Annotated in this window: 17 protein-coding genes; 12 read left to right on the forward strand and 5 right to left on the reverse strand. The window is 66.3% G+C overall.

All coding sequences use genetic code 11. The features are described from left to right. Positions 1-31: 31 nt before the first annotated feature. Both ACP3TD_RS05470 and ACP3TD_RS05475 read right to left on the reverse strand, forming a co-directional pair. Positions 32-904 (reverse strand): matrixin family metalloprotease, encoded by an 873-nt coding sequence (locus ACP3TD_RS05470; protein WP_426765935.1) that lies wholly within the window; start codon positions 902-904, stop codon positions 32-34. Positions 905-1,001: 97 nt separating this feature from the next. Beyond that, a complete protein-coding gene (locus ACP3TD_RS05475; RefSeq protein ID WP_426765936.1) occupies positions 1,002-2,177 on the reverse strand; it encodes a VIT1/CCC1 transporter family protein in 1,176 nt (391 codons plus the stop codon). Positions 2,178-2,455: 278 nt separating this feature from the next. Here ACP3TD_RS05475 and ACP3TD_RS05480 point away from each other — a divergent pair, with 278 nt between their 5' ends. After that, a complete protein-coding gene (locus ACP3TD_RS05480; protein WP_426765937.1) occupies positions 2,456-2,680 on the forward strand; it encodes a hypothetical protein in 225 nt (74 codons plus the stop codon). 128 nt (positions 2,681-2,808) lie between these two features. Here ACP3TD_RS05480 and ACP3TD_RS05485 read toward each other — a convergent pair whose 3' ends face one another. Further along, on the reverse strand, positions 2,809-4,335 hold the full coding sequence (locus ACP3TD_RS05485; RefSeq protein ID WP_426765938.1) for a sodium:solute symporter: 1,527 nt from the start codon (positions 4,333-4,335) through the stop codon (positions 2,809-2,811). A gap of 261 nt (positions 4,336-4,596) precedes the next feature. Between ACP3TD_RS05485 and ACP3TD_RS05490 the strand changes: the two genes are divergently transcribed. Further along, positions 4,597-5,172 (forward strand): helix-turn-helix domain-containing protein, encoded by a 576-nt coding sequence (locus tag ACP3TD_RS05490; RefSeq protein ID WP_426765940.1) that lies wholly within the window; start codon positions 4,597-4,599, stop codon positions 5,170-5,172. A 130-nt stretch (positions 5,173-5,302) separates the two neighbouring features. On the opposite strand, the gene ACP3TD_RS05495 is transcribed toward ACP3TD_RS05490, so the two are convergent. Next, positions 5,303-6,133 (reverse strand): DUF559 domain-containing protein, encoded by an 831-nt coding sequence (locus ACP3TD_RS05495; RefSeq protein WP_426765942.1) that lies wholly within the window; start codon positions 6,131-6,133, stop codon positions 5,303-5,305. A 288-nt stretch (positions 6,134-6,421) separates the two neighbouring features. Between ACP3TD_RS05495 and speB the strand changes: the two genes are divergently transcribed. The 10 genes from speB to ACP3TD_RS05545 all read left to right on the forward strand — a co-directional run bounded on the left by speB (position 6,422) and on the right by ACP3TD_RS05545 (position 20,452). After that, a complete protein-coding gene (gene speB, locus ACP3TD_RS05500) occupies positions 6,422-7,486 on the forward strand; it encodes an agmatinase (RefSeq protein WP_426765943.1) in 1,065 nt (354 codons plus the stop codon). A gap of 6 nt (positions 7,487-7,492) precedes the next feature. Continuing rightward, positions 7,493-9,193, forward strand: coding sequence for a thiamine pyrophosphate-binding protein (locus ACP3TD_RS05505; protein WP_426765945.1), 1,701 nt, complete (start codon positions 7,493-7,495; stop codon positions 9,191-9,193). A gap of 162 nt (positions 9,194-9,355) precedes the next feature. Further along, the gene (locus tag ACP3TD_RS05510; RefSeq protein WP_056084004.1) at positions 9,356-9,853 is read left to right on the forward strand and encodes a MarR family winged helix-turn-helix transcriptional regulator; all 498 of its coding nucleotides are present in this window, start codon (positions 9,356-9,358) and stop codon (positions 9,851-9,853) included. Continuing rightward, the gene (locus ACP3TD_RS05515) at positions 9,846-12,059 is read left to right on the forward strand and encodes an MDR family MFS transporter (RefSeq protein WP_426765947.1); all 2,214 of its coding nucleotides are present in this window, start codon (positions 9,846-9,848) and stop codon (positions 12,057-12,059) included. Before ACP3TD_RS05510 ends, ACP3TD_RS05515 begins: the two co-directional genes overlap by 8 nt. A 184-nt stretch (positions 12,060-12,243) precedes the next feature. Next, positions 12,244-13,977: an ABC transporter ATP-binding protein gene (locus ACP3TD_RS05520; RefSeq protein ID WP_426765948.1), complete on the forward strand. Its 1,734-nt coding sequence runs from the start codon at positions 12,244-12,246 to the stop codon at positions 13,975-13,977. Further along, positions 13,974-16,052 (forward strand): ABC transporter ATP-binding protein, encoded by a 2,079-nt coding sequence (locus ACP3TD_RS05525; protein ID WP_426765950.1) that lies wholly within the window; start codon positions 13,974-13,976, stop codon positions 16,050-16,052. Before ACP3TD_RS05520 ends, ACP3TD_RS05525 begins: the two co-directional genes overlap by 4 nt. Before the next feature lie 47 nt (positions 16,053-16,099). Beyond that, positions 16,100-16,516: an acyl-CoA thioesterase gene (locus ACP3TD_RS05530; protein ID WP_377202939.1), complete on the forward strand. Its 417-nt coding sequence runs from the start codon at positions 16,100-16,102 to the stop codon at positions 16,514-16,516. 64 nt (positions 16,517-16,580) lie between these two features. Further along, positions 16,581-16,838, forward strand: a complete 258-nt coding sequence (locus tag ACP3TD_RS05535; RefSeq protein WP_426765951.1) for a hypothetical protein — start codon at positions 16,581-16,583, stop codon at positions 16,836-16,838. Between the two features lie 109 nt (positions 16,839-16,947). Further along, complete coding sequence (locus ACP3TD_RS05540) at positions 16,948-19,179, forward strand: McrB family protein (RefSeq protein ID WP_426765953.1); 2,232 nt, start codon at positions 16,948-16,950, stop codon at positions 19,177-19,179. Further along, positions 19,166-20,452, forward strand: a complete 1,287-nt coding sequence (locus tag ACP3TD_RS05545) for a 5-methylcytosine restriction system specificity protein McrC (RefSeq protein ID WP_426765955.1) — start codon at positions 19,166-19,168, stop codon at positions 20,450-20,452. The genes ACP3TD_RS05540 and ACP3TD_RS05545 overlap by 14 nt, the downstream gene beginning before the upstream one ends. On the opposite strand, the gene ACP3TD_RS05550 is transcribed toward ACP3TD_RS05545, so the two are convergent. After that, the gene (locus tag ACP3TD_RS05550) at positions 20,449-22,104 is read right to left on the reverse strand and encodes a sensor histidine kinase (RefSeq protein ID WP_426765957.1); all 1,656 of its coding nucleotides are present in this window, start codon (positions 22,102-22,104) and stop codon (positions 20,449-20,451) included. The two genes, ACP3TD_RS05545 and ACP3TD_RS05550, sit on opposite strands and share 4 nt — an antisense overlap. Positions 22,105-22,183 lie beyond the last annotated feature (79 nt).

The raw sequence follows: 22,183 nt of genomic DNA on the forward strand, positions 1-22,183 counted from the left end.
AAGCCCCGGGCGGGTCACGGCACGTGCAGGCCTAAAGGTCTTTCCGGCACTGCGCCTTGCTCAGCTCATACAGGCCGTTGCGGTCCCCGTCTGCGAGGCTCCCGGAGGCGCCAACCGAACCGCCGATTTCCGGATACATCAGCTGGGCGGGGTCCGCCACATGGTCCAATCCCATCACGTGCCCGAGCTCGTGCAGGATGACCGCCGCGGCGTACTGCCTTCCGTCCGGCTGGCGCAGCTCATCGGTGATCTGCGGGGCATCCAGGTCCAGGCTGCCGGTGACAAACGTCTTGGGACCGCCGTCGAAACTGAAGTGCGTGCTTCCGCCCGTGCCGATTACCTTGCCCGCAAGTTCAGGAGAGGCCTCCGGCGTGGTCCAGGCGATCAGCAGCGGCGCCCAGCGCTCGCCATAGGCTGCCGGCTGGTACGCGGCGCGCTGCGGCGAGGGCTGTTCGCCGGTGGTGCCGTCATAGACGAAGGTGATGCCGGTGGCGGCCGAAATGGTGCTGATGGCATCCGGGACGAGCCGTTCCGAACCGGCAGGAGCCAGCTGGTCATTCACCACGTAGTGGAGGGGGCGGCACGGCGAGTAGCCCACCGGGGTGCCGTCACCGTTGACCGCCAGGAAGCGATAGGAGTCGCTGCCCGCTGCCGGAACCTCCGGTTCGGCAAGCGGAGCGGATTCCTCCTCGAACCCCGGAGGGGGCGCGTCGGTGCTGGTGGCGGACGGTTCGCCGGCGAGCCCGGGGAGGGGGTCCCCGCGGCCTGCGTCGGGTTGTTCCTGTGAGTGCCCGGGGACCTGGCCGGGTCCCTGACCTTGGGACAACAGCTGGCTGATCCGCGGATCGCCCAGGGCCAGTGCACCGCCCAGCACGGCAGCGGTGCCGAGGGCGACGACAAGCACGGCCCGGTAACCCGGACCGTGCTTGCGTTGGGGGCGGCTCCCGGCATGCCGGGGTGGGAATTCCTCCACTAAAGGGCTTTCACGGCAGGGGCCGCTGCTAGCCGACAACGGTGCCGAAGACGAGCCCCAGCAGGTAGGTGACGGCGGCAGCGCCAAGGCCGATGCCCAGCTGGCGCAGGCCCCGGGTCAGGGGCGACGTTCCGGACAGCAGGCCGACGATGCCGCCGGTTGCCAGCAGCGCCACGCCTACCAGGGCGCCGGCCACCACCAGGGCGGAGACCCCGGTCAGGCCGAACAGGAACGGCAGGATGGGGATGATGGCGCCGGACGCGAAGAAGCAGAAGCTGGACAACGCGGCTCCCCAGGCGGTGCCCACAGCCTCGTGCTGGTCCTCCTCCTCCGGCAGCTCGGGCTGGAGGGACAGACTGGGATCGCAGTCGCAGGAGAGCAGGCCCATTCGTTCGGCCACCCGGTGTTCAGCTGCTTCGTGGGACATGCCCCGGGCCAGATACACCAGCAGGAGCTCGTTGTGTTCCAGATCCAGCTTGGGGGCCGCGGCCAGCGTTACCTGCGTGGGGCGGGTGGCAGCCAGAAGTTCCCGCTGGGACCTGACGGAGATGAACTCACCGGCGCCCATGGACATGGCACCGGCCAGGAGGCCCGCGATGCCGCTGAGCAGCACCACGCTGCTGGCGACGCCGGACGCCGCCATGCCCATCACGAGCGACAGGTTGCTGACCAAACCGTCGTTGGCGCCGAAGACCGCGGCTCGGAAGGTGCCGGCCAGGCGGTTGCGGCCCCGGGTGGCCAGCCCGCGGACCACTTCCTCATGGATTTGTTCGTCCGCGGCCATGGCTTCGGTGGCGTTGGGGTCCTTGGCGTAAGGCGAGCGCCCTTCGGCCCGCTGCGCCAGCGCGAGCACGAAAACCGAGCCGAAGTGGCGGGCCAGGAATCCGAGCATCCGGCTGCGGGCCGAGGCGGGGCGCGGTTTCCCGGCCTGGTCGCCGAGCAGTCCCAGCCAGTGGGCTTCGTGGCGGCCCTCGGCTTCAGCGAGGGCAAGGAGGATCTCGCGTTCCTCGCCCTCACGGTTCTGGGCCAGGTCCCGGTAGACGGCGGCCTCGGCCCGTTCGTCGGCAAGGTACTGGCGCCACCGCTTGAGGTCCGCGGACGACGGTGTGGGATGGTGTCCCGCTGCGCCGGTACGCGGAGCGGACTCCGGGCTGGAATGGTGCGGGGTGGAATGGTTTGGCGTGGACTGGGCGTGCTGCGACACGAAGACTCCTGGGCTGGTGGGGCATGATATTCGGCCCCGTTGCAGAGCCAGCCTACTGCGAATTTCCGCGGTTTTTCGGCTGGCATTCCTCGCTTCCGGGTTTCGGTATGCCTTAATCCAGCGACCCTCCCGGCGTTGCCCGTGAGGCTCTCCGCGCGCTGTCCACAGCCCGCCGTTGGACTCTTGACCCTGCGCGGCCGCGGTGTTGAGATGAAAGTGCGGCGCGGCCAGGCCGCCACTCACAAGAGCACGTCAGGCGAACACACGGAGGTTGAATCATGGGCACCACCGGACAGCACCCGGACATGCCGCACCTGGACGCCGTGGAGGCGGACCCCGCGTATGACTACGCCGAAGACACACCGGTCGCCGGCGAAGATTGGGACACCGAGGACGAGTTCCTGGACCAGGAGGAGCCGGTGGTCCATGCAGCCCCGGTGGTGGTCGACGCCGAGGACCGTGTGGTCCCGCTCGATCCGGACGAGGTCCGTGAAGAGGGATAAGCCGCGCCAAGGGGCGTAAGACGGACGACGGCGGCGCCTCCTCCCGCTGTCCGCGAAAGGAGGCGCCGCCGTTGTGCGTTGCCTGGACCTACTGTGTGCAGGAAACCCTCCGGTTTCTGCGGGGCTGGTCAGTTGGCGGCAATCCGCTCTGCGGATTCTTCCTGCGAGTCCTGGCCTGCCACACGCCGCTGCCAGTTGCGCATGACGTGCGGCTCGGTGGGACGGGTGAGCAGGGAGGCAGCGATGTACACCACCGCGGAGCTGATCAGGCCGTAGTAGATCGGTTCGTTGGCGAAGACGCCTGCCAGCGGCTCGTCGGCGTTGACCTCCAGGATGATCATGGTGCCAAGCGTCACCACGGAACCCACGGCCATGGAGGCTGCCGCGGCAATGCCGGTGCCGCGCTTCCAGACGAGCCCGCCCAGGATGGCCACGAGGAGGCCACCCACCAGGATGTCGTAGGCGATGGTGAGCGCAGCCACCACGTCCTTGGTGACGATGGCGATCAGGATGGCCACGATGCCCAGCCCCAGGACCCACAGGCGGTTGGCCTTAACGTCGTGCTCGGGGTTGTCCGAATCCTCCGTATTGACGGTCTTGCCGAACCAGCCGGCAACGAATGGCAGCACATCGGCACGGGCCACGGTGGCGGCAGCAATGAGGGCGCCGGACGCGGTGGACATCATGGCCGCTACGGCTGCGGCGAGGACCAGGCCGCCGATGCCGATGGGCAGCAGGTTCTGGGCCACCTCGGCGTAGACAACGTCCTTGCCTTCGGTGGCGACGTCGATGCTGGGCAGGGCCACGCGTGCACCGAGGCCGATAAGGGCGCCGGCAGCGCCGTAAAGGATGCAGTAGATGCCGGCGGTGGCGCCGCCCCAGCGGGCTACCTTCGGCGTCTTGGCGGTGAACACGCGCTGCCAGATGTCCTGGCCGATCAGCAGGCCCAGGGTGTAGACAACGAAGTAGGTGATGATGGTTTCGACACCGATGCCGTCGATCTGGAAGAAGCTGGCTTCCACGCGGCTGCGGATGCCGTCCAGGCCGCCCGCGGCGTTGAGCGTGAAGGGCAGCATGAGGAAGAAGATGCCCACCGTCTTGATCACGAACTGGACCTGGTCGGCCAGGGTGATGGACCACATGCCGCCGATGGTGGAGTACACCAGCACGATGGCGCCGCCGACAGCGATGGCCAGGGCCCGGTCCCAACCGAACAGCACCACGAAGATGGTGGCGTAAGCACCGGTGGATGTGGCGCACAGCATCAGCGTGTAAGCGAGCATGATGATGCCGGAGGTGCGGGTGGCCTGGCTGCCATAGCGCAGTGACAGCATCTGGGAGACGGTGTAGATCTTCAGCTTCTGGATGGTCCCGGCGAAGGCGAGGCTGAGGAGCAGGACGCCGGCGCCGATGGCGACCACCAGCCACATGCCGGAGATGCCGAACTTGTAGCCCAGGCCGACGCCGCCCACGGTGGAGGCGCCACCGAGGACGACGGCGGCCATAGTGCCCGTGTAGAGGAAGGGTCCCAGGCGGCGGCCGGCCACCAGGAAGTCGCTGTTGTTGCGGGTGCGGGACTTGCCCCACCAGCCGAACGCCAGCATTGCTAGGAGGTACACCACCACGATGGCGATGTTGATGACACTTGCATCCATGTTGGGTTCCTTGGAGCTGATTGGCAGCTGATGTGCCCGGCGGGGATCCGGACTGAACTGCGGAAGATGGAAAAGGGGAGGAAGCTCCCGATAATTGCCTCATAGGCAACAGGTGTTTCCAAAGATTAGGCTGTGACCGCAGTAACAGTCAAGGGGAAGTTAATGGATTGGGCCCGCGCGCCATGGAGGCGTCACACATGGTGGTGGCCATTAGTATTGCTGCAGAGCGGGGCCGGACTGCCGGCTATGAAAGGTTCGTGAATGAAGGCACTGCCAATTGAGCCCAGCAATGTTCCGGTTGCCATCGGCTCCCGGATTCGCGCGGCGCGGCAGTCCCAACGGCTCACCATCGAGCAGGTAGCGGACGCCACCGGGCTGACCAAGGGCTTCCTCAGCAGGGTGGAGCGTGACCTCACCTCGCCGTCCGTCGCTTCGCTGGTGACGCTTTGCCAGGTCCTTTCCATTTCCATCGGCGACCTTTTCGTGGCACCGGAAACCCATCTGACCAAGCGCAATGAAGGCCCGCGGATCTCCCTGGGCGGCCAGGGGATTGTGGAACGCCTGCTGACGGCCCGCTCGGAGCGGCGCATCCAGATCATCCAGGCCGTCATCGAGCCGCACGGCCGTGGCGAGTCCGAACTCTACGCCGTGGACTGCGACGTCGACGTCCTGCACGTCACCAAGGGCAGCATCCGGCTAATCCTTACCAATGAGGAATACGACCTCAGTGCGGGGGATACCGTCACCTTCCCCGGCCGTGAACCACACACCTGGATCAACCCCACCGACAAGCCGGTGGAAGTGCTCTGGGTGCTGGTGCCCGCCGCCAGCCGCTAAAACCCGCCACCCGTACGCGGGCCTTCCTGCCCGGTTACTTCTGCTCGTCCCTGTCACGGGCCCGCCTGTTTCCCCTGATTCCGCAGGCTGCAGCGCATCCGCGTCGGAGTAACGGGGGTGGAGTGCACGATCACCAGCCCGGTTGGCGCGGCCCTGCCGCCAGGACTGTGGTGATTTCCGAGATCACCCTGCCCGGGTCGAACCATATATGCTCCGGCATGTAGCGGAGGACGGTATACCCGCGGACGGCGGACAGGTTGTTGCGGGTCCTGTCTCGGAGCATGTCCTCCCGTTTCGAGTGGAAGGCGAAGCCGTCAATCTCCACGATCAGGAATCGGCCCAGCAGGAAATCCACGCGGCCTATCCCCGGCAGGAAGACCTGTGCATCGTAGGCGATTCCGTGTGTCCGGAGCAGGTGCTGGGCATCGACTTCCACGATGGATTCTGCGCGGAGGTCGAGTTGGCTGAGGATTCTGCGAGCGCGGCCGGAGCGGTCGGCCCGCAGCCGGGATGCCAGCAGTTCGCGCGGGACGCCATGGAGCCTGATCGCCGAGGTGGCCATGGCGGTGGATGCCGGTGGCGGCAGGCAGCCCAACGCGTGAAGCGCCACATCTTCCACGGCGGCCACCGGCAGCGACGGATGTCCCGGAAACCTTACTGTGCGGTGCCGGATGAAACCGTTGCCGTGACCGTGGTTGCAGGCCAGGTGGGGCTGCTCGGGAGGTGAACGGAGCCAGAGTCCGTAGTGGCCAGCCGCGCTGGCGCAGCTCAGCCAGCCGTTATTCAGGACTGCGGCGAGGAGTCCTTTGTCGCATTCCGGCAGGACAAAAATCCCGCGCCGGGGTTGGTTGGCGCCCAGTTCCGTTAGCCGGTGGAGGTCCCGGCGCGGGAACCCCGCGTCCCGGAGTTGGCCGGAACGGGCCAAGCCGCCCCACTGTCGAAGGTATTCGAGGATGTCCATGTGGCCATTGGAAGGTGTGGCGAGAGTGCGCGGAACCTGGTTGCTGGCGTATGTGGGCAACTGGGGCTCGGGTGCCTGTGCATTCCGTCCCGGTTTCCTGAGGTCCGCTGGCCGTCCGGTGCCGGACTGGCGCGGATCTCCGTCATCGATGCGTAGAGACAGCCGCGGTAAGTGGGCAGGAGTGCACAGAGCTGCCCGCGCTGAAGGTAAACACTTGATGCGCATTGGAAAACCGAGGTGTATGATGGCAGTCACATCAGCCCCTCACTCTTCAAAGGAGAAACCCGCATGGAAGAGCTGCGCATCGAAGCCAACGGCAACCTTGGACCCATCGACTCGTCCCGGATTCCGCGTTACGCCGGAGCGGCCACGTTCGCGCGCCTTCCGCGGCTGGACCAGGTGGCCAAGGCTGACGTCACGCTGGTGGGCGTGCCCTTCGACTCAGGAGTCTCCTACCGGCCGGGTGCCAGGTTCGGGGCCAACCACGTCCGCGAGGCCAGCCGGCTGCTGCGCCCGTACAACCCGGCCTGGGACGTCAGCCCCTTCGAGAACGTCCAGGTGGCCGACGCGGGCGACATGGCCGTGAACCCGTTCAACATCAACGAGGCCATCGAAACCATCCAGCAGAACGCCCTGGACCTCACCGCCGGAGGCAGCAGGCTGGTGACGCTCGGCGGCGACCACACCATCGCGCTGCCCCTGCTTCGCGCCGCTGCCGAACGCGCCGGCGGTCCGATCGCCATGCTGCACTTCGACGCACACCTGGACACCTGGGACACCTACTTTGGCGCGGAGTACACCCACGGCACCCCGTTCCGCCGCGCTGTCGAAGAAGGCATCCTCGACACCGAGGCCATCAGCCACATCGGTACCCGCGGCCCGCTCTACGGGAAAAAGGACCTCGACGACGACCACCGCTTCGGGTTCGGCATTGTCACCTCTGCGGATGTCTACTACCAGGGCGTCCTGGAAACCGTGGCCAAGGTCCGCGACCGGATCGGCAACCGCCCCCTCTACATATCGGTGGACATCGACGTCCTCGACCCGGCGCACGCACCCGGCACGGGAACCCCCGAAGCGGGCGGCATCACCAGCCGCGAACTCCTCGAGATCATCAGGGGCTTCCGCGGCATGAACCTGGTGGGCGCCGACGTCGTGGAAGTGGCCCCGGCCTACGACCATGCGGAAATCACCGGCGTCGCCGGAAGCCACGTGGCCTACGAACTGGTGACGCTGATGGCGGACAACGCCGTGCCCGGCGACCGCTTCGGCGCAGCCACCGGTTACGCAGGCCAGGCCCTCGGGCAGGAAGTCCGCCGGCCGGCAGGGTTCGCTGCGGCGGGCAAGGAGTAGGCGGTCATGATTGATTTCGATCCGGGCGCGGCGGCACCTACTGCAGGCACGGGCGCCCGCAATGGCGGGGACCTCGTCGTCGAGACCCTTGAGGCCCTTGGCGCCAGGACCGTCTTCGGCATTCCCGGCCAGCACGCTCTGGGCCTCTTTGACGCGATGGGCCGCGGAAACCTGCAGTTTGTCTCCTCCCGGGTGGAGAACAACTCCGCCTTCGCCGCCGACGGGTACTCCCGTGCCACCGGTGAAGTGGGCGTCCTTTTCCTGTCCACCGGCCCCGGAGCTCTGACCTCACTGGCCGGGCTGCAGGAGGCTTACGCCACCGGCGTGCCCATGGTGGTGGTGGCCAGCCAGATCCCGCTGGAGGGGCTGGGTGCCCGCCGCAAGGGCATGCTCCACCAGCTCGATGACCAGAAGGCCTCGGCCGCGAACGTCACCAAGAGCCAGCGGCTGATCCAGCACGCCTCGGGCATCCCGTCCGCCATCCAGGACGCCTGGACGGAGGCGATTTCCTCGCCCCAGGGCCCCGTGTGGATCGAGATCCCGCAGAACGTCCTGCTGGATCCCATCATGGTCCCGCCGGTGGAAGACGCACTGGCCGAGGCTGCGGATAACCCGCCGCGCGTCGAATTGGTCCGCGAAGCCGTGAAATGGCTGCAGCAGGCCAGGCGTCCGGCGATCATCGCCGGCGGCGGCACCCGCCGCGGGAAGGCGGAGAAGTCTCTGCTGTCCATTGCGGAGAAACTCCGTGCGCCCGTCATCTGCACCCCCGGCGGCAATGGCGCGTTCCCCTGGACCCACGAACTGTCGCTGCAGTCATGGATCGAAGACCGGTACATGACCGACGTCCTTGAGGACGCGGATGTCCTGGTGGTCATCGGCTCGTCCCTGGGGGAAGTCACTTCGAACTACTTCACGTTCGAACCCCGCGGACGGATTATCCAGATCGACGCCGAACCCCGCGTCCTGGAATCGAACCGGCCTGGCCTGGGCATCCGGGCCGACGCCGGGCAGGCGCTCGCAGCCCTGGACGAAGCACTGGCACCTGCCGAAGTTGCGGCTGACTGGCACGGCTCCACACCAGAAGAGCTGGTGAAGGCAGCGCTGGCCAAGGTGAGGGCCAGACTGGAGTCCCAGGACCTCGCCAAGGAACTGGCGTTCATGGCCGACATCCGCGAGGCCGTCCCCGCGGACATGCAGACCTTTTGGGACATGACCATCGCCTCCTACTGGGGCTGGTCCTGCTGGGACTCCCGCGAGGGGCAGTTCCACTCGGCCCAGGGCGCCGGCGGCCTGGGCTTCGGCTTCCCGGCTGCCATCGGAGCTGCCGTCGGACTGGAAACGGTGGGGAAGACCGCTGGTTCTGCCAGGGTGCTGGCCGTTTCCGGTGACGGTTCGTCCATGTACTCCATTTCGGAGCTGGCCACGGCCAAGCAGCACAACGTCCCGGTCACCTGGCTGATCGTGGACGACGGCGGCTACGGCATCCTGCGCGAATACATGGTGGGCGCCTTCGGCAAAGCCACCGCCACCGAGCTGGCACGCCCGGACTTCGTCAAGCTCGCTGAAGCGTTCGGCGTGCCCGCCGTCAAGGTAGCCCCGGAGAATGTGGGGGACGCGCTTAAGGCAAGTTTCGCTGCCGACGGCCCCAACGTCGTCGTGGTTGAAACGCTCCTGAAAATGTTCGGACCCACGCACCTGGGCGACTAGCAGCGCATCGTCGCAGCGACGCTCCCGCACAACTGCCTTGGCAGCGGTGCGGGGGCGTTTGCCGTTTAAGGACGGCAGCCGACGGCGGCGGGACAATTCGTTTCCCTAAGCAACCTTTTCCTGATACAGTTGCTTGCAGCAACTAATTCTTTAGGGAGGGTCATGTCTGTCGCACCGGCCACCGCCGCCGATCTCGTCGGCCATATCTTTGACCTCCAGCGCGCACTGCGCTGCGTCACCATGATCAACGTCAAAGGCCAGGACACCGGCATAGCCCTCCAGGGCGTGCTCAAGTTCATCGGCGAAGGGGAAACCCGCGCGGCGCACCTGGCAGAACGCCTCGGCGTCAGCCCCCCGGTGCTCAGCCGGCATATCGCAGAGCTTGCCGACGCGGGCCTGGTGGTCAGGACTCCGGATCCGGACGATGGCAGGGCCCAGCTGCTGGCCCTCTCACCGCGGGGCAAGGAAAAACTCGCAGAGCTCATCCGGCACCGGGCCGAGACCCTGCAGGGCTACCTCTCCGACTGGAACGAAGAAGATGCCATCGCAACAGCCGCGATGCTCAACAAACTGACAGCCTCACTGAAGAATTCCATCCGGGCAAGGGCGGCCGGAACCACCACCGAACACCAGACCATGCAGGAGTCCCTCAATGGCTAACGTCACCGCCGCCGCGGACCTGGAGGAGCGCCACCGCGAACGCTCTGCCAAACAGGAATCACGGCAGTCCAAGCGCCACGAACCCGGCGCACCCATGAACCACCGGCAGATCATGGAGGCCCTCACCGGCCTCCTCGCTGCCTTCTTCACCGCCATCCTCAGCAGCACCATTGTGGCCAACGCGCTGCCCACCATCATGTCCGAGCTCAAGGGCACCCAGACGGACTTCGCCTGGGTCATCACGGCGGCACTGCTGGCCAACGCGGCCACCACTCCCATCTGGGGCAAGCTCGCAGACCTCTTCGACAAGAAGGTCCTGGTCCAGCTGAGCATCGTGATCTTCGTGGCAGGTTCGGTCATGGCAGGGTTCTCGGAAAACATCCCGTTCCTACTCACCGCCCGCGTGATCCAGGGCATCGCTATGGGTGGCCTCACCGCACTGGCCCAGGCGATCATCGGCTCCATCATCCCGCCCCGCGAACGCGGCAAGTACTCCGGCTACATGGGCGCCGTCATGGCCGTCGGTACCGCCGGCGGCCCGCTGCTGGGCGGCTTCATCGTGGACAGCTCGCTGGGCTGGCGCTGGACCTTCTTCGTCTGCGTGCCGCTGGCCGTGGTTGCACTGATCCTGCTCCAAATCACGCTGAAGATCCCGCACGTCAAGCGGCCCGCCAAGATCGACTGGCTTGGTGCCATCCTGCTGACCTCCGGCGTCAGCCTGCTCCTCATCTGGGTGTCCTTCGCCGGCAAGGCCGACTACTACGACTGGTGGTCCTGGCAGTCGGCACTGATGGTGGGCGGCGGCGTCCTGCTGCTGGCACTGCTGGTGCTGGTGGAGTCCAAGGTGTCCGCACCGATCATCCCGCTCAAGATCATCTCCGACCGCACCACCGCTTTGGCCATCGTGGCCTCCGTTGCTGTTGGCGTGGCCATGTTCGGTTCTTCAACCTTCCTCGGCCAGTACTACCAGGTGGCCCGCGGCGCCACCCCCACCGAGGCTGGCCTCTTGACCCTCCCCATGATCGCCGGCAACCTCGTCGGTTCGGTTGTTTCGGGCCAGCTGATCAGCCGCTACGGCAAGTGGAAGGGCTTCCTGGTCGGCGGTACCGTCCTGCTGATCGGCGGCCTGGCGATGGCCGGAACCATGGACCACACCACCGAACTCTGGCTGACCGGCATCTATACGGGCATCTTCGGCATCGGCCTTGGCATGCTCATGCAGAACCTGGTCCTCGCCGTCCAGAACACCGTCCGCGCCCAGGACATCGGCTCCGCCAGTGCTTCCGTTGCCTTCTTCCGCTCCGTCGGCGGCGCCATCGGCGTCTCCGTGCTGGGGGCCGTCATGGCCAACCACGTCAAGGACCTGGCCACTGACGGCCTGGCGAAGCTCGGCATCGAGTCCACCGGCAACAGCGGCGCCACGCTGGACCTCAAAGACCTGCCCGCGCCGATCGCCGAGGTTATGCGTGCCGCTTACGGTGACGCCACTGCCGGGATCTTCATGATCTCCGCCGTCGTTGCCGTGGTTGCACTGATCGCCGTCATTTTCATCAAGGAGGTGCCGCTGCGCAAGACCGTGGACATCAGCCCTGAAGCCTCGCTCCAGGCCAACGCCGCCGGCGAGGCGGGGATGACCGCCATGACCGGGCAGCTGCCCATTGTTTCCTCCGATGCTCCCCGTGACGCGGACGGCGGACACAGCACCGCTTCCGCTGCCCGGCCCGTGGGAATCCACGCAGGTCCGGGGGCAGGCGCCGCGCCGGCAAAGACGTACGACGGCGGCAGGGCCGCGGCCGCAGCCGCGTCCCGGTCCGTAGCTACGGAGGACTTCGAGGAGGCTTTTGCCCGGACGTTCGGCGGCGAAGGGTTGGACCTCCGGTCCGCCGGATCTGTCGAAAAGGCGGCGGACGCCGTCGCCAGTGCCGCCGACACCCTCCGGAAGCTGCAGGACACCCAGCACCTGCTGGCCCGGCAGCAGGCCGAACTGGGCGGACTGGTACTGGACATCCAGGAGCAGCTGCGGTCCCAGCGGGACCTCGCCGCCCAGCAGGAAGCGACGGCCGCTGAACTCCGCAGGGTGCAGCGCAAGCTGCTCAAGGAACGCAAGCTGCAGGCAGCTGCCGCCCTGTACCTGGCCGGACGCGGCAAGCACAGCGCCGCCAACCCGTCGTCCGCAGCACCTGCCGGGACCCCTCGGGACCAGTAAGGCGCTGCGCGTGGTCAGCCGCGCGTGAACAAAAGGGCCGCCGCCCGCATCCGGACCGCAATCCGGGCACGGGCGGCGGCCCTTTTTCGCAGGGGACCGCCGCTGGTGCCGGCAGCCTTAAGCGGATCGAAAAGGTGGATTAGTTGGGACTCCAATGTCAGTGGGCAACACTAGAGTTGAAACCATGCTCCTTACGCTCATACGGCGCTATTCCAAACCGTATTTTCCCTACATCGCCGCCGTCATCATCTTCCAGCTCGCATCCACCATTGCGGCCCTTTACCTGCCCAGCCTGAACGCCCGGATCATCGATGAAGGCGTCACCAGGGGAGACACCGACTTCATCTGGCGCACCGGTGCCGTGATGCTGCTGGTGGCCTTTGCCCAGGTGGCTGCCGCCATCGCCGGCGTCTACTTCGGTTCAAAGACGGCCATGGCCCTGGGCCGCGACCTGCGCCGGGCCGTGTTCCGGAAGGTCACCAGCTTCTCCGCCAAGGACGTCAACGCTTTCGGCGCCCCCACGCTGATCACGCGCGGCACCAACGATGTGCAGCAGGTGCAGATGCTGGTGCTGATGGGCCTGAACTTCATGGTGGCTACGCCCATCATGTGCATCGGCGGCATCATCATGGCGCTGCGTGAGGACATCAACCTGTCCTGGCTGGTCTGGGTTTCCGTGCCGCTGCTGACCGTAGTGGTGGGGTACCTGGTGGTCCGGCTCATGCCGCTGTTCAGGTCGATGCAGAAGAAGATCGACCGCATCAACGCGGTGCTCCGCGAACAGATCATCGGCATCCGGGTGGTCCGGGCTTTCGTCCGGGAACCGTATGAGACCGGCCGTTTCGGCGAAGCCAACAAGGAGCTCACCGATGTTTCGCTGAAGATCGGTGCCCTGTTCGTCCTCATGTTCCCCGCCATCAGCATGATCCTGCACCTGTCCACGGCCGCGGTGCTGTGGTTCGGCGGCCAGCGGGTCGACTCGGGCGACATGCAGGTGGGCGCCCTGACAGCGTTCCTCCAGTACCTGCTCCAGATCCTGGTGGCCGTCATGATGGGCACGTTCATGGCCATGATGATCCCGCGCGCCTCTGTCTGTGCGGACCGCATCGGCGAGGTACTCGACGTCGAACCCTCCATCCACGATCCCGAACGCCCGGTAGCCCCCTCGGAGCTCAGCGGCGTAGTGGAATACCGCAACGTCACCTTCGCCTACCCGGGCGCCGAGTCCCCGGTGTTGAGCAACATCAGCTTCACCGCCCGGCCTGGCCAGACCATCGCCATCATCGGTTCCACCGGTGCGGGCAAGACCAGCCTGCTCTCGCTGCTGCCGCGGCTCTACGACGCCGCGGAAGGCGAAGTCCTCCTGGACGGTGTTCCCGTTACCAGCCTTGACCACGCCGAGATCACCAACCGCGTGGCCCTGGTGCCCCAGCGGCCCTACCTTTTCTCCGGCACCATCGAGCACAACCTGCGCTTCGGCAAGACCGATGCCACGGACCAGGAACTCTGGGAAGCGCTGCGGGTGGCGCAGGGAGAATCGTTCGTGCGGGAAAAGTCCAAAGCGCTCGAATCCCGGATCTCCCAGGGCGGCACGAACGTTTCCGGCGGGCAGCGCCAGCGGCTCTGCATCGCCAGGGCCCTGGTGACCAAACCCCGGGTCTACCTGTTCGACGACTCGTTCTCGGCGCTGGACGTTGCCACCGATGCCCGCCTCCGTGCGGCGCTCAAGGACACAACTGCCGACGCGACGGTCATCATCGTGGCCCAGCGCGTTTCCACCATCACTGAGGCGGACCAGATCCTGGTGCTGGACAACGGCCGGATCGTGGACCGCGGAACGCACGAGGAACTCCTGGAAACCTCGCCCACGTACCAGGAAATTGTTGAATCGCAGCTGAGCGTGGAGGAAATGGCATGAGCCCCCGCAAGAAAGACCCCGCGAAGACGGAGCAAGACGCCGGGGCACCCGTACAGGGCACCGGCAGCTCCGCCGAAACCGCAGTGGTGGAGGACGACGACTTCTACGAGGAGGAGTTCACGCCCTCCGAAGCCGATGGCGACATGTTCGGCGGCATGCCCGCCAAGAAGGCCCAGCACTTCTGGCCGTCGGCCAAGCGGCTGATGGGCCTGCTGAAGCCCGAAACCCTGGGCATCTGCGTGGTGGTGGCCATGGTGGTGGTGGCCGTGGTGCTGAACGTCATCGCGCCCAAGATCCTCGGCCAGGCCATGGACGTTATTTTCGGCGGGGTGGTGGGCAAGCAACTGCCGGCCGGCGTGAGTAAGGACCAGTTCGTGGAGGGCCTGCGCCAACAGGGCCAGGACAACTTCGCGGACATGGTCTCCCGGATGGAACTGGTGCCCGGCGCCGGCATCGACTTCAACAAGCTGACCATGCTCATCGCCGTGGTCCTGCTGATGTACTTTGTGTCCAACATCTTCCTGTGGCTGCAGGGCTACGTCCTGAACCGCATCGTCATGAAGGTGATCCGCAAGCTCCGGGACGATACCGAAAAGAAGCTCAACCGCCTCCCACTGAACTATTTCGACACCCGCCAGCGCGGTGACGTGCTGTCCAGGGTGACCAACGACGTCGACAACATCCAGCAGGCGCTCCAGCAGGCCTTCGCGCAGCTGATCAACTCGCTGCTGACAGTGGTGGGCATCGTGATCATGATGTTCATCGTCTCCTGGCAGCTGGCCCTCATCGCGCTGGTGGCCCTGCCGCTCTCGGGCGTCGCAGCGGGCCTCATCGGCGTGCGGAGCCAGAAGCTCTTCGCGGCGCAGTGGAAGAACACCGGCACGCTGAACGGGCAGATCGAGGAATCCTTCTCGGGCCACGACCTCGTCCGGGTCTTCGGCCGTGAGGCGGACATGCTCGAGCGGTTCGACGAACGCAACGAAGCCCTGTACAAGGCCAGCTTCGGCGCACAGTTCGTCTCCGGCATTATCTTCCCGGTGATGCAGTTTGTGTCATACCTCAGCTACGTGGGCATCGCCGTGGTGGGCGGCCTGCGCGTCGCCTCCGGCTCCATGTCGCTCGGTGACGCCACTGCCTTCATCCAGTACTCCCGCGAATTCACCCAGCCGCTGGGCCAGATGGCGGGCATGGCCAACATGCTCCAGTCAGGTGTTGCCTCAGCGGAGCGGGTGTTCGAGTTCCTCGATGCCGATGAGCAGAACCCGGAGACCGCTACGGAGCACCTGCCGGCCAGGACCGACGGCCACGTGGAATTCCGGGACGTCACCTTCAGCTACACCGAGGACCGGCAGCTCATCGAGAACTTGTCCTTCACAGCGGAGCCGGGGAACACCGTGGCCATCGTGGGGCCCACCGGCGCCGGAAAGACCACCCTGGTGAACCTGGTAATGCGCTTCTACGAGCTCAACTCCGGTTCCATCACCCTGGACGGCGTGGACGTGACGCACCTCAGCCGGTCCGAACTCCGCTCCAAGGTTGGCATGGTGCTGCAGGACGCGTGGCTGTTCGGCGGGTCCATTTACGACAACATCCGTTACGGCAACCTCGACGCCACCGAAGAGCAGGTCATGGCAGCCGCCAAGGCCACCTTCGTGGACCGCTTCGTCCGCGCCCTGCCCGAGGGCTACAACACGGTGATCGACGAGGAAGGCAACAACGTCAGTGCCGGTGAAAAGCAACTGATCACCATTGCCCGGGCATTCGTAGCCAACCCGTCACTGCTGATCCTCGACGAAGCAACCAGCTCGGTGGATACCCGCACTGAGCTACTGGTGCAGAAGGCCATGGCCGCGCTCCGGTCGGACCGCACCAGCTTCGTGATTGCGCACCGGCTCTCCACCATCCGCGACGCCGACACCATCCTGGTCATGGAGAACGGCAAGATCGTGGAGCAGGGCAACCACAAGGTCCTGCTGGCGGCCGAAGGCGCCTACCACCGCCTGTACATGTCCCAGTTCGCCGGGGCCGACGCCGGTGACGTGCCGGTGGATGATTCGACGGCGGTGCACAGCTGAGCGCGCACGACGGGAACGGCGGGCAGCGGATCGAGGTCCCCGTTCCCATGCGCTGGGGCGACATGGACGCTTACGGACACATCAACAACGTGCAGATCGTCCGCATGCTCGAGGAAGCCAGGATCGGTGCCTTCGGTCCGCCCCGGGGAGCGGGCCTGCCCGGTGTTGAGCCACAGGTTTCGCTGTTCAACGATGTCCCGGACGGCATCATGGCGCTGGTGGTGGACCACAAGATCCGCTACGTCAGGACCCTCGAATACCGCAACGTCCCGGCCATGGTGCAGGTGTGGATCGGTGCCGTGAAGGGCGCCAGCTTCGACATCCATTACCTGGTCCAGGATCCCGTCACAGGGGAGGACTGCGTCCGGGCGAGCAGCCACCTTGCTTTCGTGGACGAGGCCACTGGCAGGGTGCAGCGGCTCACGCCGGAACAGAAGGAACGCCTGGCGCCGTACAGGCACTAAGCCCCTGGACAGGACACCACAGGGCACACTGGACTGGAACCACACCACAGCGAAAGGAAACCAGATGGGCAAGAACAAGACCCGCGTCGCCAGGAAGAAGAAGACCTGGAAGGAGATGTCGCCGACCTCCAAGGCCGGCACCATCATCGTGGCCATCGTCCAGCTCTCGCTGCTGGTTGCGGCGCAGCGGGACATCTCGAAGCGGCCGGCGGCACTGATCAATGGACCTAAGGGCGCCTGGCGTGCGGCATCCTTCATCAACTTCGTCGGACCCATGGGGTACTTCATCTTCGGGCGGAAGCGGTCCGCTCCGCGCACGTAGGTTTCCGGGCTAACGGCCAGGAGCCGTCCGGCGGAAACCGGACGGCTCCCCACCCGGCGGCCAAGCGGCTTTGAGCAGGCGTCCAGTTAGACCCTGTAAATTTGAATCCATGACCCCCGCCACCATTGCTGCCATGACCCGCGCCCTCGGCATCTCCAAGGAGATCGAGGACGCAGCATGGTTTGTCCTGGGCCCGGGGCTGCAGGGCAAACCATCGGCCCTGGACGGGCGGACCCTGACCTGGACCTCCGAGGCCGCCGCGGAACTGCTGGACCGCCTGGAACGGGGCACGCCGGATCCCAAAGCGCCCATGATGACCAACCTCCGGCAGAACCTCGACGGCGCCTCCCGCGAAGCCAAGCAGCTGGCTGCGGAGCTCTTGTTCCTGCAGTCCCTGCCGCTGGCGCATGAAGTGAAGTCGCTCAAGGTCAAGCGGGCCCGCGTGGCTGAGGCCGCCTCCTGGCTCGAGCCGCCTCTGGAACTGCCTGAAGAGCTCTACCGGGGCATGACGGACCACGGTGTGATCCGGGACCGCACGGCCGAGTTCAACTGGACCATCTGGGACCACCTCCGGTGGCTGTGCCGGTTCGTGCAGCATGTGGACCAGCAACCGCCCACCACCATCACCGCCGCGCTGCTGGACCCGCTGAAGTTCCACGCCCTGGCAGCCGGCACCCCGGGGGACCAGCCTGCCATCCGCCGCAGCATCGAGTTCCTGGCGTGGCCCAGCTACTTCGAACCCGTGGTGGCGGACGTGGAGCGGCAGGAAATCCGGGACGCCTTCGCCTCACTGGTGGGTGGCGCCAAAGGGGATTCCGAAGACGACATCACCGCGGACATCCACCGCATCCGCCTGCACCTCGATGAGCAGGCCGGCCAGCGCATCGACTGGTACGCCCGCCAGCTGGTGAGCCAGTGGCGCAAGGTGGGCGACCCCGGCCGCCGCGCATGGCTGCTCCGGACCCACCACGACAACGCCGAGCTGCTCACCGCCTGGCAGGGCGAGGAAAAGGTGACTCTCGACGTCGAACACCTCCGCCTGCTTGAGCCCGGCGTCACCGCCGGGCTGGTCCAGCACGCCGTGGACGAAGACTACAAGCACCTTGGCTACGTGGAGCGCGAGGACACCAAGACCGCCGTCTTCGCCTTCCTCACGGTCATGAAGCCCGGCGACCTGGTCCTGTACCAGCACGCCGGCACGGTCCGGCTGGGCGGCGTGCTGGGCGAACCCGAGTACAACGATGACAACCGGCGGCTGCGGCGGAAGGTGCGCTGGTTCGACGAAGGCCACGCCACCACCAGCCTGCCCCGCCACGTCCAGCGGCAGCTGGCAACCCCCGGCATCGTGGTGGACGCAACCCGCGTGGTGCAGGCGCTCCAGGCTCTCCTGCCGGCCGAAGCCGAGACCGAGCCCGACGGCGAAACGGAAGCCGCCGCCGTCGTGGAACCTGTCCAGGAGGGCTTCCGGCCGCTGACGCCGGAGTTTGCGGAGTCCCTGCACATGGACCTCGAGCCCCTGCAGGAAATCGCGGACCTGCTGGAGGAGAACCGCCAGCTGGTCCTGTACGGCCCGCCCGGCACCGGCAAGACCTACCTGGCCAAGCACCTGGCAGCGGAGTTGGCGGACGACACCACTGACGAACGCGTCAAGCTGGTCCAGTTCCACCCCTCCTACGCCTACGAGGACTTCTTCGAGGGGTACCGGCCGGACAAGACGGACGAAGGCCAGGTCTCCTTCAAGCTTGTTGCCGGCCCGTTGCGCCGCCTCGCCGAGGAAGCCGCCAAGCCCGGCAACGAGAAGAAGCCGTACTTTCTGATCATCGATGAAATGAACCGCGCCAACCTGGCCAAGGTGTTCGGCGAGCTGTACTTCCTGCTCGAATACCGCGACGACCGGATCTACCTGCAGTACAGCCCCAACGAGCCGTTCACGCTGCCGGACAACCTGTACATCATCGGCACCATGAACACCGCGGACCGGTCCATCGCCATGATGGATGCCGCTATCCGCCGGCGCTTCTCGTTCATCGAGCTGCATCCGCAAACCGAGCCGGTCAAGGGCTCGCTGCTCCGTTTCCTGGAGGCCCGCGGTCTGGATACTTCGCCGGCGCTGCTGTTGGACGCCCTCAACGGTGCCATCGACGAATGGGACCGGGACCTGATGATCGGCCCGTCCTACTTCATGAAGCCCGCGGCGCAGACACCGGCCGGGCTGCGGCGGATCTGGAAGTACGAACTCATGCCGCTGCTGGAGGAGCACTACCACGGCCAGCTGACCCGCGCGCAGCTGGAAGAACGGTTCGGGCTGGAGCAACTGTTGGGACGCCTTGCGCTCCGCTGACCCCGCCAGGGCCTTCACCCCGGAGAGGAACGCGAACGCGCGCGGTCCCGGAGGCGCCGCGCGGCACCTGGTGCTGGACGAGCTGTCCCGCGGGATCGTGGAGCGGCTGGATCCTGCCAGCGCTTCGTTCCTGAATTCGAGCGGATTGGCCAAGGCCTCGCCCATGGGGATGGGGCTGTACCGGATCGAACCGGTGGGCAAGGTGGGTTCGGTGCGCACTCCCTCAGTCCAGCTGGACGTCAGGCCCAAGGACCGGCTGGGCCTTGGCCGGTTGCTTTTCCTCCTGAGCTACGCGGGGGAGCAGGGCTTCCGGTCGGACTCGGTGGCTGCCTTCGAGGAGCGGGAGCTGTGGAGTGCGCTGGCTGAGTCCCTGGCGCAGCTGGCCGAACGGGCGCTGGGACGCGGCGTCCTGCAGGGCTACCTCACCGTGGACGAATCCCTCCGCACGGTCAAGGGACGGATCCGCATCTCGGACCAGATTTCCCGCCGGCCGGGCATGTTGGTCCCGCTTGAGGTCTCCTACGACGAATTCACCGAGGACATTGCCGAGAACCGGATCCTGCGGGCAGCTTTGGAACGCATGGGACAGGTGCCGCGGGTCCGGCCCGAGGTGCTCAGCCGGCTGCGGCTGCTCAAGGGAAAGCTCGACGGCGTCACCCGGCTCCCGTCGGGCGCGCCGCTGCCGCCGTGGAAGCCCAGCAGGATGAACCTCCGGTACCACCCGGTGCTGCGGCTGGCCGAGCTCATCCTCCGCAACGCGTCAGCAGAGGCGGGGCCGGGACGGGAGCAGACGGCCGCGTTCGTGGTGGACATGGCCAGGGTCTTCGAGGACTTCGTGGGCACCGCCCTGCGGGAGGCGATGGCCGCGTACCCCGGGGAACTGCGGCTCCGGTACAACGCGCTCCTGAGCGAAGCCGTACGGGACTCCGACCGCCTCACCGTGCAGCCGGACGCCGTGCACATGCTCGGTGGCCGTCCCGTGGTGGCCTACAACGCCAAGTACAAGGCCGCCACAGACTCCGGTGCTTCCCTCACCGCCGACCACTTCCAGATGCTGGCCCACTGCACAGCGTTGGCGGTGCCAACAGCGTGGCTGGTTTACGCCGGTTCCGGTGACATCAAGCTTCGCCGGATCCTGAACACGGACATCGACATTGTGGAGTTCCCGTTGGACCTCTCCCTCCCGCCCGCGGAGATCCTGGCCGCCGTGCAGGACCTGGCCCGGCAGTCGTGGGGCGAAGTGGTCCGGCAGGCGCGTGCCGGCGAGCCTTAGACCGGCACCCGGAACATGAAGGTGGTGCCCTCGCCCAGGGTGCTGTCCACGCTGATGGTCCCGCCGTGGGCTTCGACGATGGCCTTGCTGATGGGCAGCCCCAGCCCCACGCCCGGGATGGCTGTCCGGCGGACGTTGCTGGTGCGGAAGAACTTGGCGAAAACCTCGGAGGCGTCCTCGGGGGTCATCCCCATGCCGGTGTCCGTGACGCGGCATTCGAGGTGCCCGTCTTCCCTGGCCAGGCTGACCAGGACGTGGCCGCCGTCCGGGGAGTATTTGATGGCGTTGGACACCAGGTTGTCCAGGACCTGGGAAATCCTGGCACCGTCCACGTGGGCCTCAAGCTGATCCGGGGTCTCGGCCGCCAGCTCAACGCCCGATGCCGTAGCCCTCGGCATTGCGGAGGACACGCTGGTCCGCACCAGCTCTGCCACGTCCACGGTATGCGGGGTGACGATGAGCTGCCCGTTGCGGCTGGAGAGCAGGTCCGACACCAGGGTCAAAAGCCGCTCGGAGTTCCGGCGGATGATTTCGAGCATCTCCTGCTGTGATTCCTCCGGTTCGTCAGCCAGCAGGATTTCCACGTACCCGAGGATGGACGTCAGCGGTGTGCGGAACTCATGGGAGACGCTGGAGACGAAGTCGTCCTTCGCAGCCAGCGCGTTCACCAGGTCCGTGACGTCACTGAACGCAATGACCGAGCCGGTGAACTTCCCGTCGCCGTCCTTCATGGCCCGGGCGGTGGTAACGAACGCGCGCTGGTCCCTGCCGTCGCCCAGCCAGACGAGGTAGTCAGTGAAAGTTTCGCCCAGCACGGCGCGGCGGACGGGGCGGTCCTGGACCGGGATGAGGGTCTTCCTGTCCGGACCGAACACCAGCAACTGGGACTCGTTGGGGTCCGGGTTGTCCTTGGGGCTGGCCAGCAGGTGGTTGGCCCTCTGCTTCCTGTTCATCAGGACATCGTGACCGTCCGCGTCGACTGCCAGAACACCAAGGTGCACGGTATCCAGGACGGTGTTCAGCAGGGACTCCTGCCGCTGGCTGGTGCGGAGGTTGGCCTGGAGCTGGGCATCCTTCTCCTCCAGCTCGCGTTGCTGGCGCATCATGCTGAGCGTGAGGACGCTGACCGAAATCCCGATGCCGAGCATCATGACCGGCAGCAGCAGGGACCGGGTGAGGTCCTGGGCCGTGACGCTCCCTTTCAGGAGCAGCGGAACCCAGATGATGGCCAGCGGTGCCAGGAACGACAGCCACAGGGCAGCCTTGGGATAGTACCCGGAGGCGCACAGCCAGATCACCGGGAAGACAGCCAGCAGGCTGATGCCGGTGAGGCTGTCCTGCCCGCCCTCCCGGCCCACCGCGATGGAGACAAAATCCAGCAAGGGAATGATCAGGAAACTCGTGAAGGGAAGACGCTCCCACGGGATGACGTAGCAGAGACCCATCAGCACGAGCTGCGAGATGACGAACGCAGCGAAGAGCGGATTGCCCATTGTTCCGGGGAAGAAGGCCCACACCAGGAACATGGTCAGCAGCGTGGTGATGAACAGCGGCATCTGGCTCATGGCCACGCGGTCCCGCAGGCTGTACTCGTGGAACTGGCGCCGGAAAAAGCGCAACCCTCCCGACGACCATGCCACCGGGTTAGCCATTGACCTGGGACATTCGGGCGGGCGCGTGCGAGACCATACCAGCAGGATATCCGCAGCCAGCTATACTTCTGACGTTGGC

Origin of the sequence: Pseudarthrobacter sp. 1G09 (genome assembly GCF_050038305.1) — a bacterium.
Taxonomy (GTDB): Bacteria; Actinomycetota; Actinomycetes; order Actinomycetales; family Micrococcaceae; genus Arthrobacter; species Arthrobacter equi.

Bases quoted from the DNA above. Each gene is read 5' to 3' on its own strand.
- ACP3TD_RS05480 (WP_426765937.1), top strand. From the start codon at position 2,456: ATGGGCACCACCGGACAGCACCCGGACATGCCGCACCTGGACGCCGTG.
- ACP3TD_RS05485 (WP_426765938.1), bottom strand. From the start codon at position 4,335: ATGGATGCAAGTGTCATCAACATCGCCATCGTGGTGGTGTACCTCCTA.
- ACP3TD_RS05490 (WP_426765940.1), top strand. From the start codon at position 4,597: ATGAAGGCACTGCCAATTGAGCCCAGCAATGTTCCGGTTGCCATCGGC.
- ACP3TD_RS05495 (WP_426765942.1), bottom strand. From the start codon at position 6,133: ATGGACATCCTCGAATACCTTCGACAGTGGGGCGGCTTGGCCCGTTCC.
- speB (WP_426765943.1), top strand. From the start codon at position 6,422: ATGGAAGAGCTGCGCATCGAAGCCAACGGCAACCTTGGACCCATCGAC.
- ACP3TD_RS05505 (WP_426765945.1), top strand. From the start codon at position 7,493: ATGATTGATTTCGATCCGGGCGCGGCGGCACCTACTGCAGGCACGGGC.
- ACP3TD_RS05510 (WP_056084004.1), top strand. From the start codon at position 9,356: ATGTCTGTCGCACCGGCCACCGCCGCCGATCTCGTCGGCCATATCTTT.
- ACP3TD_RS05515 (WP_426765947.1), top strand. From the start codon at position 9,846: ATGGCTAACGTCACCGCCGCCGCGGACCTGGAGGAGCGCCACCGCGAA.
- ACP3TD_RS05520 (WP_426765948.1), top strand. From the start codon at position 12,244: ATGCTCCTTACGCTCATACGGCGCTATTCCAAACCGTATTTTCCCTAC.
- ACP3TD_RS05525 (WP_426765950.1), top strand. From the start codon at position 13,974: ATGAGCCCCCGCAAGAAAGACCCCGCGAAGACGGAGCAAGACGCCGGG.
- ACP3TD_RS05530 (WP_377202939.1), top strand. From the start codon at position 16,100: ATGCGCTGGGGCGACATGGACGCTTACGGACACATCAACAACGTGCAG.
- ACP3TD_RS05535 (WP_426765951.1), top strand. From the start codon at position 16,581: ATGGGCAAGAACAAGACCCGCGTCGCCAGGAAGAAGAAGACCTGGAAG.
- ACP3TD_RS05540 (WP_426765953.1), top strand. From the start codon at position 16,948: ATGACCCCCGCCACCATTGCTGCCATGACCCGCGCCCTCGGCATCTCC.
- ACP3TD_RS05550 (WP_426765957.1), bottom strand. From the start codon at position 22,104: ATGGCTAACCCGGTGGCATGGTCGTCGGGAGGGTTGCGCTTTTTCCGG.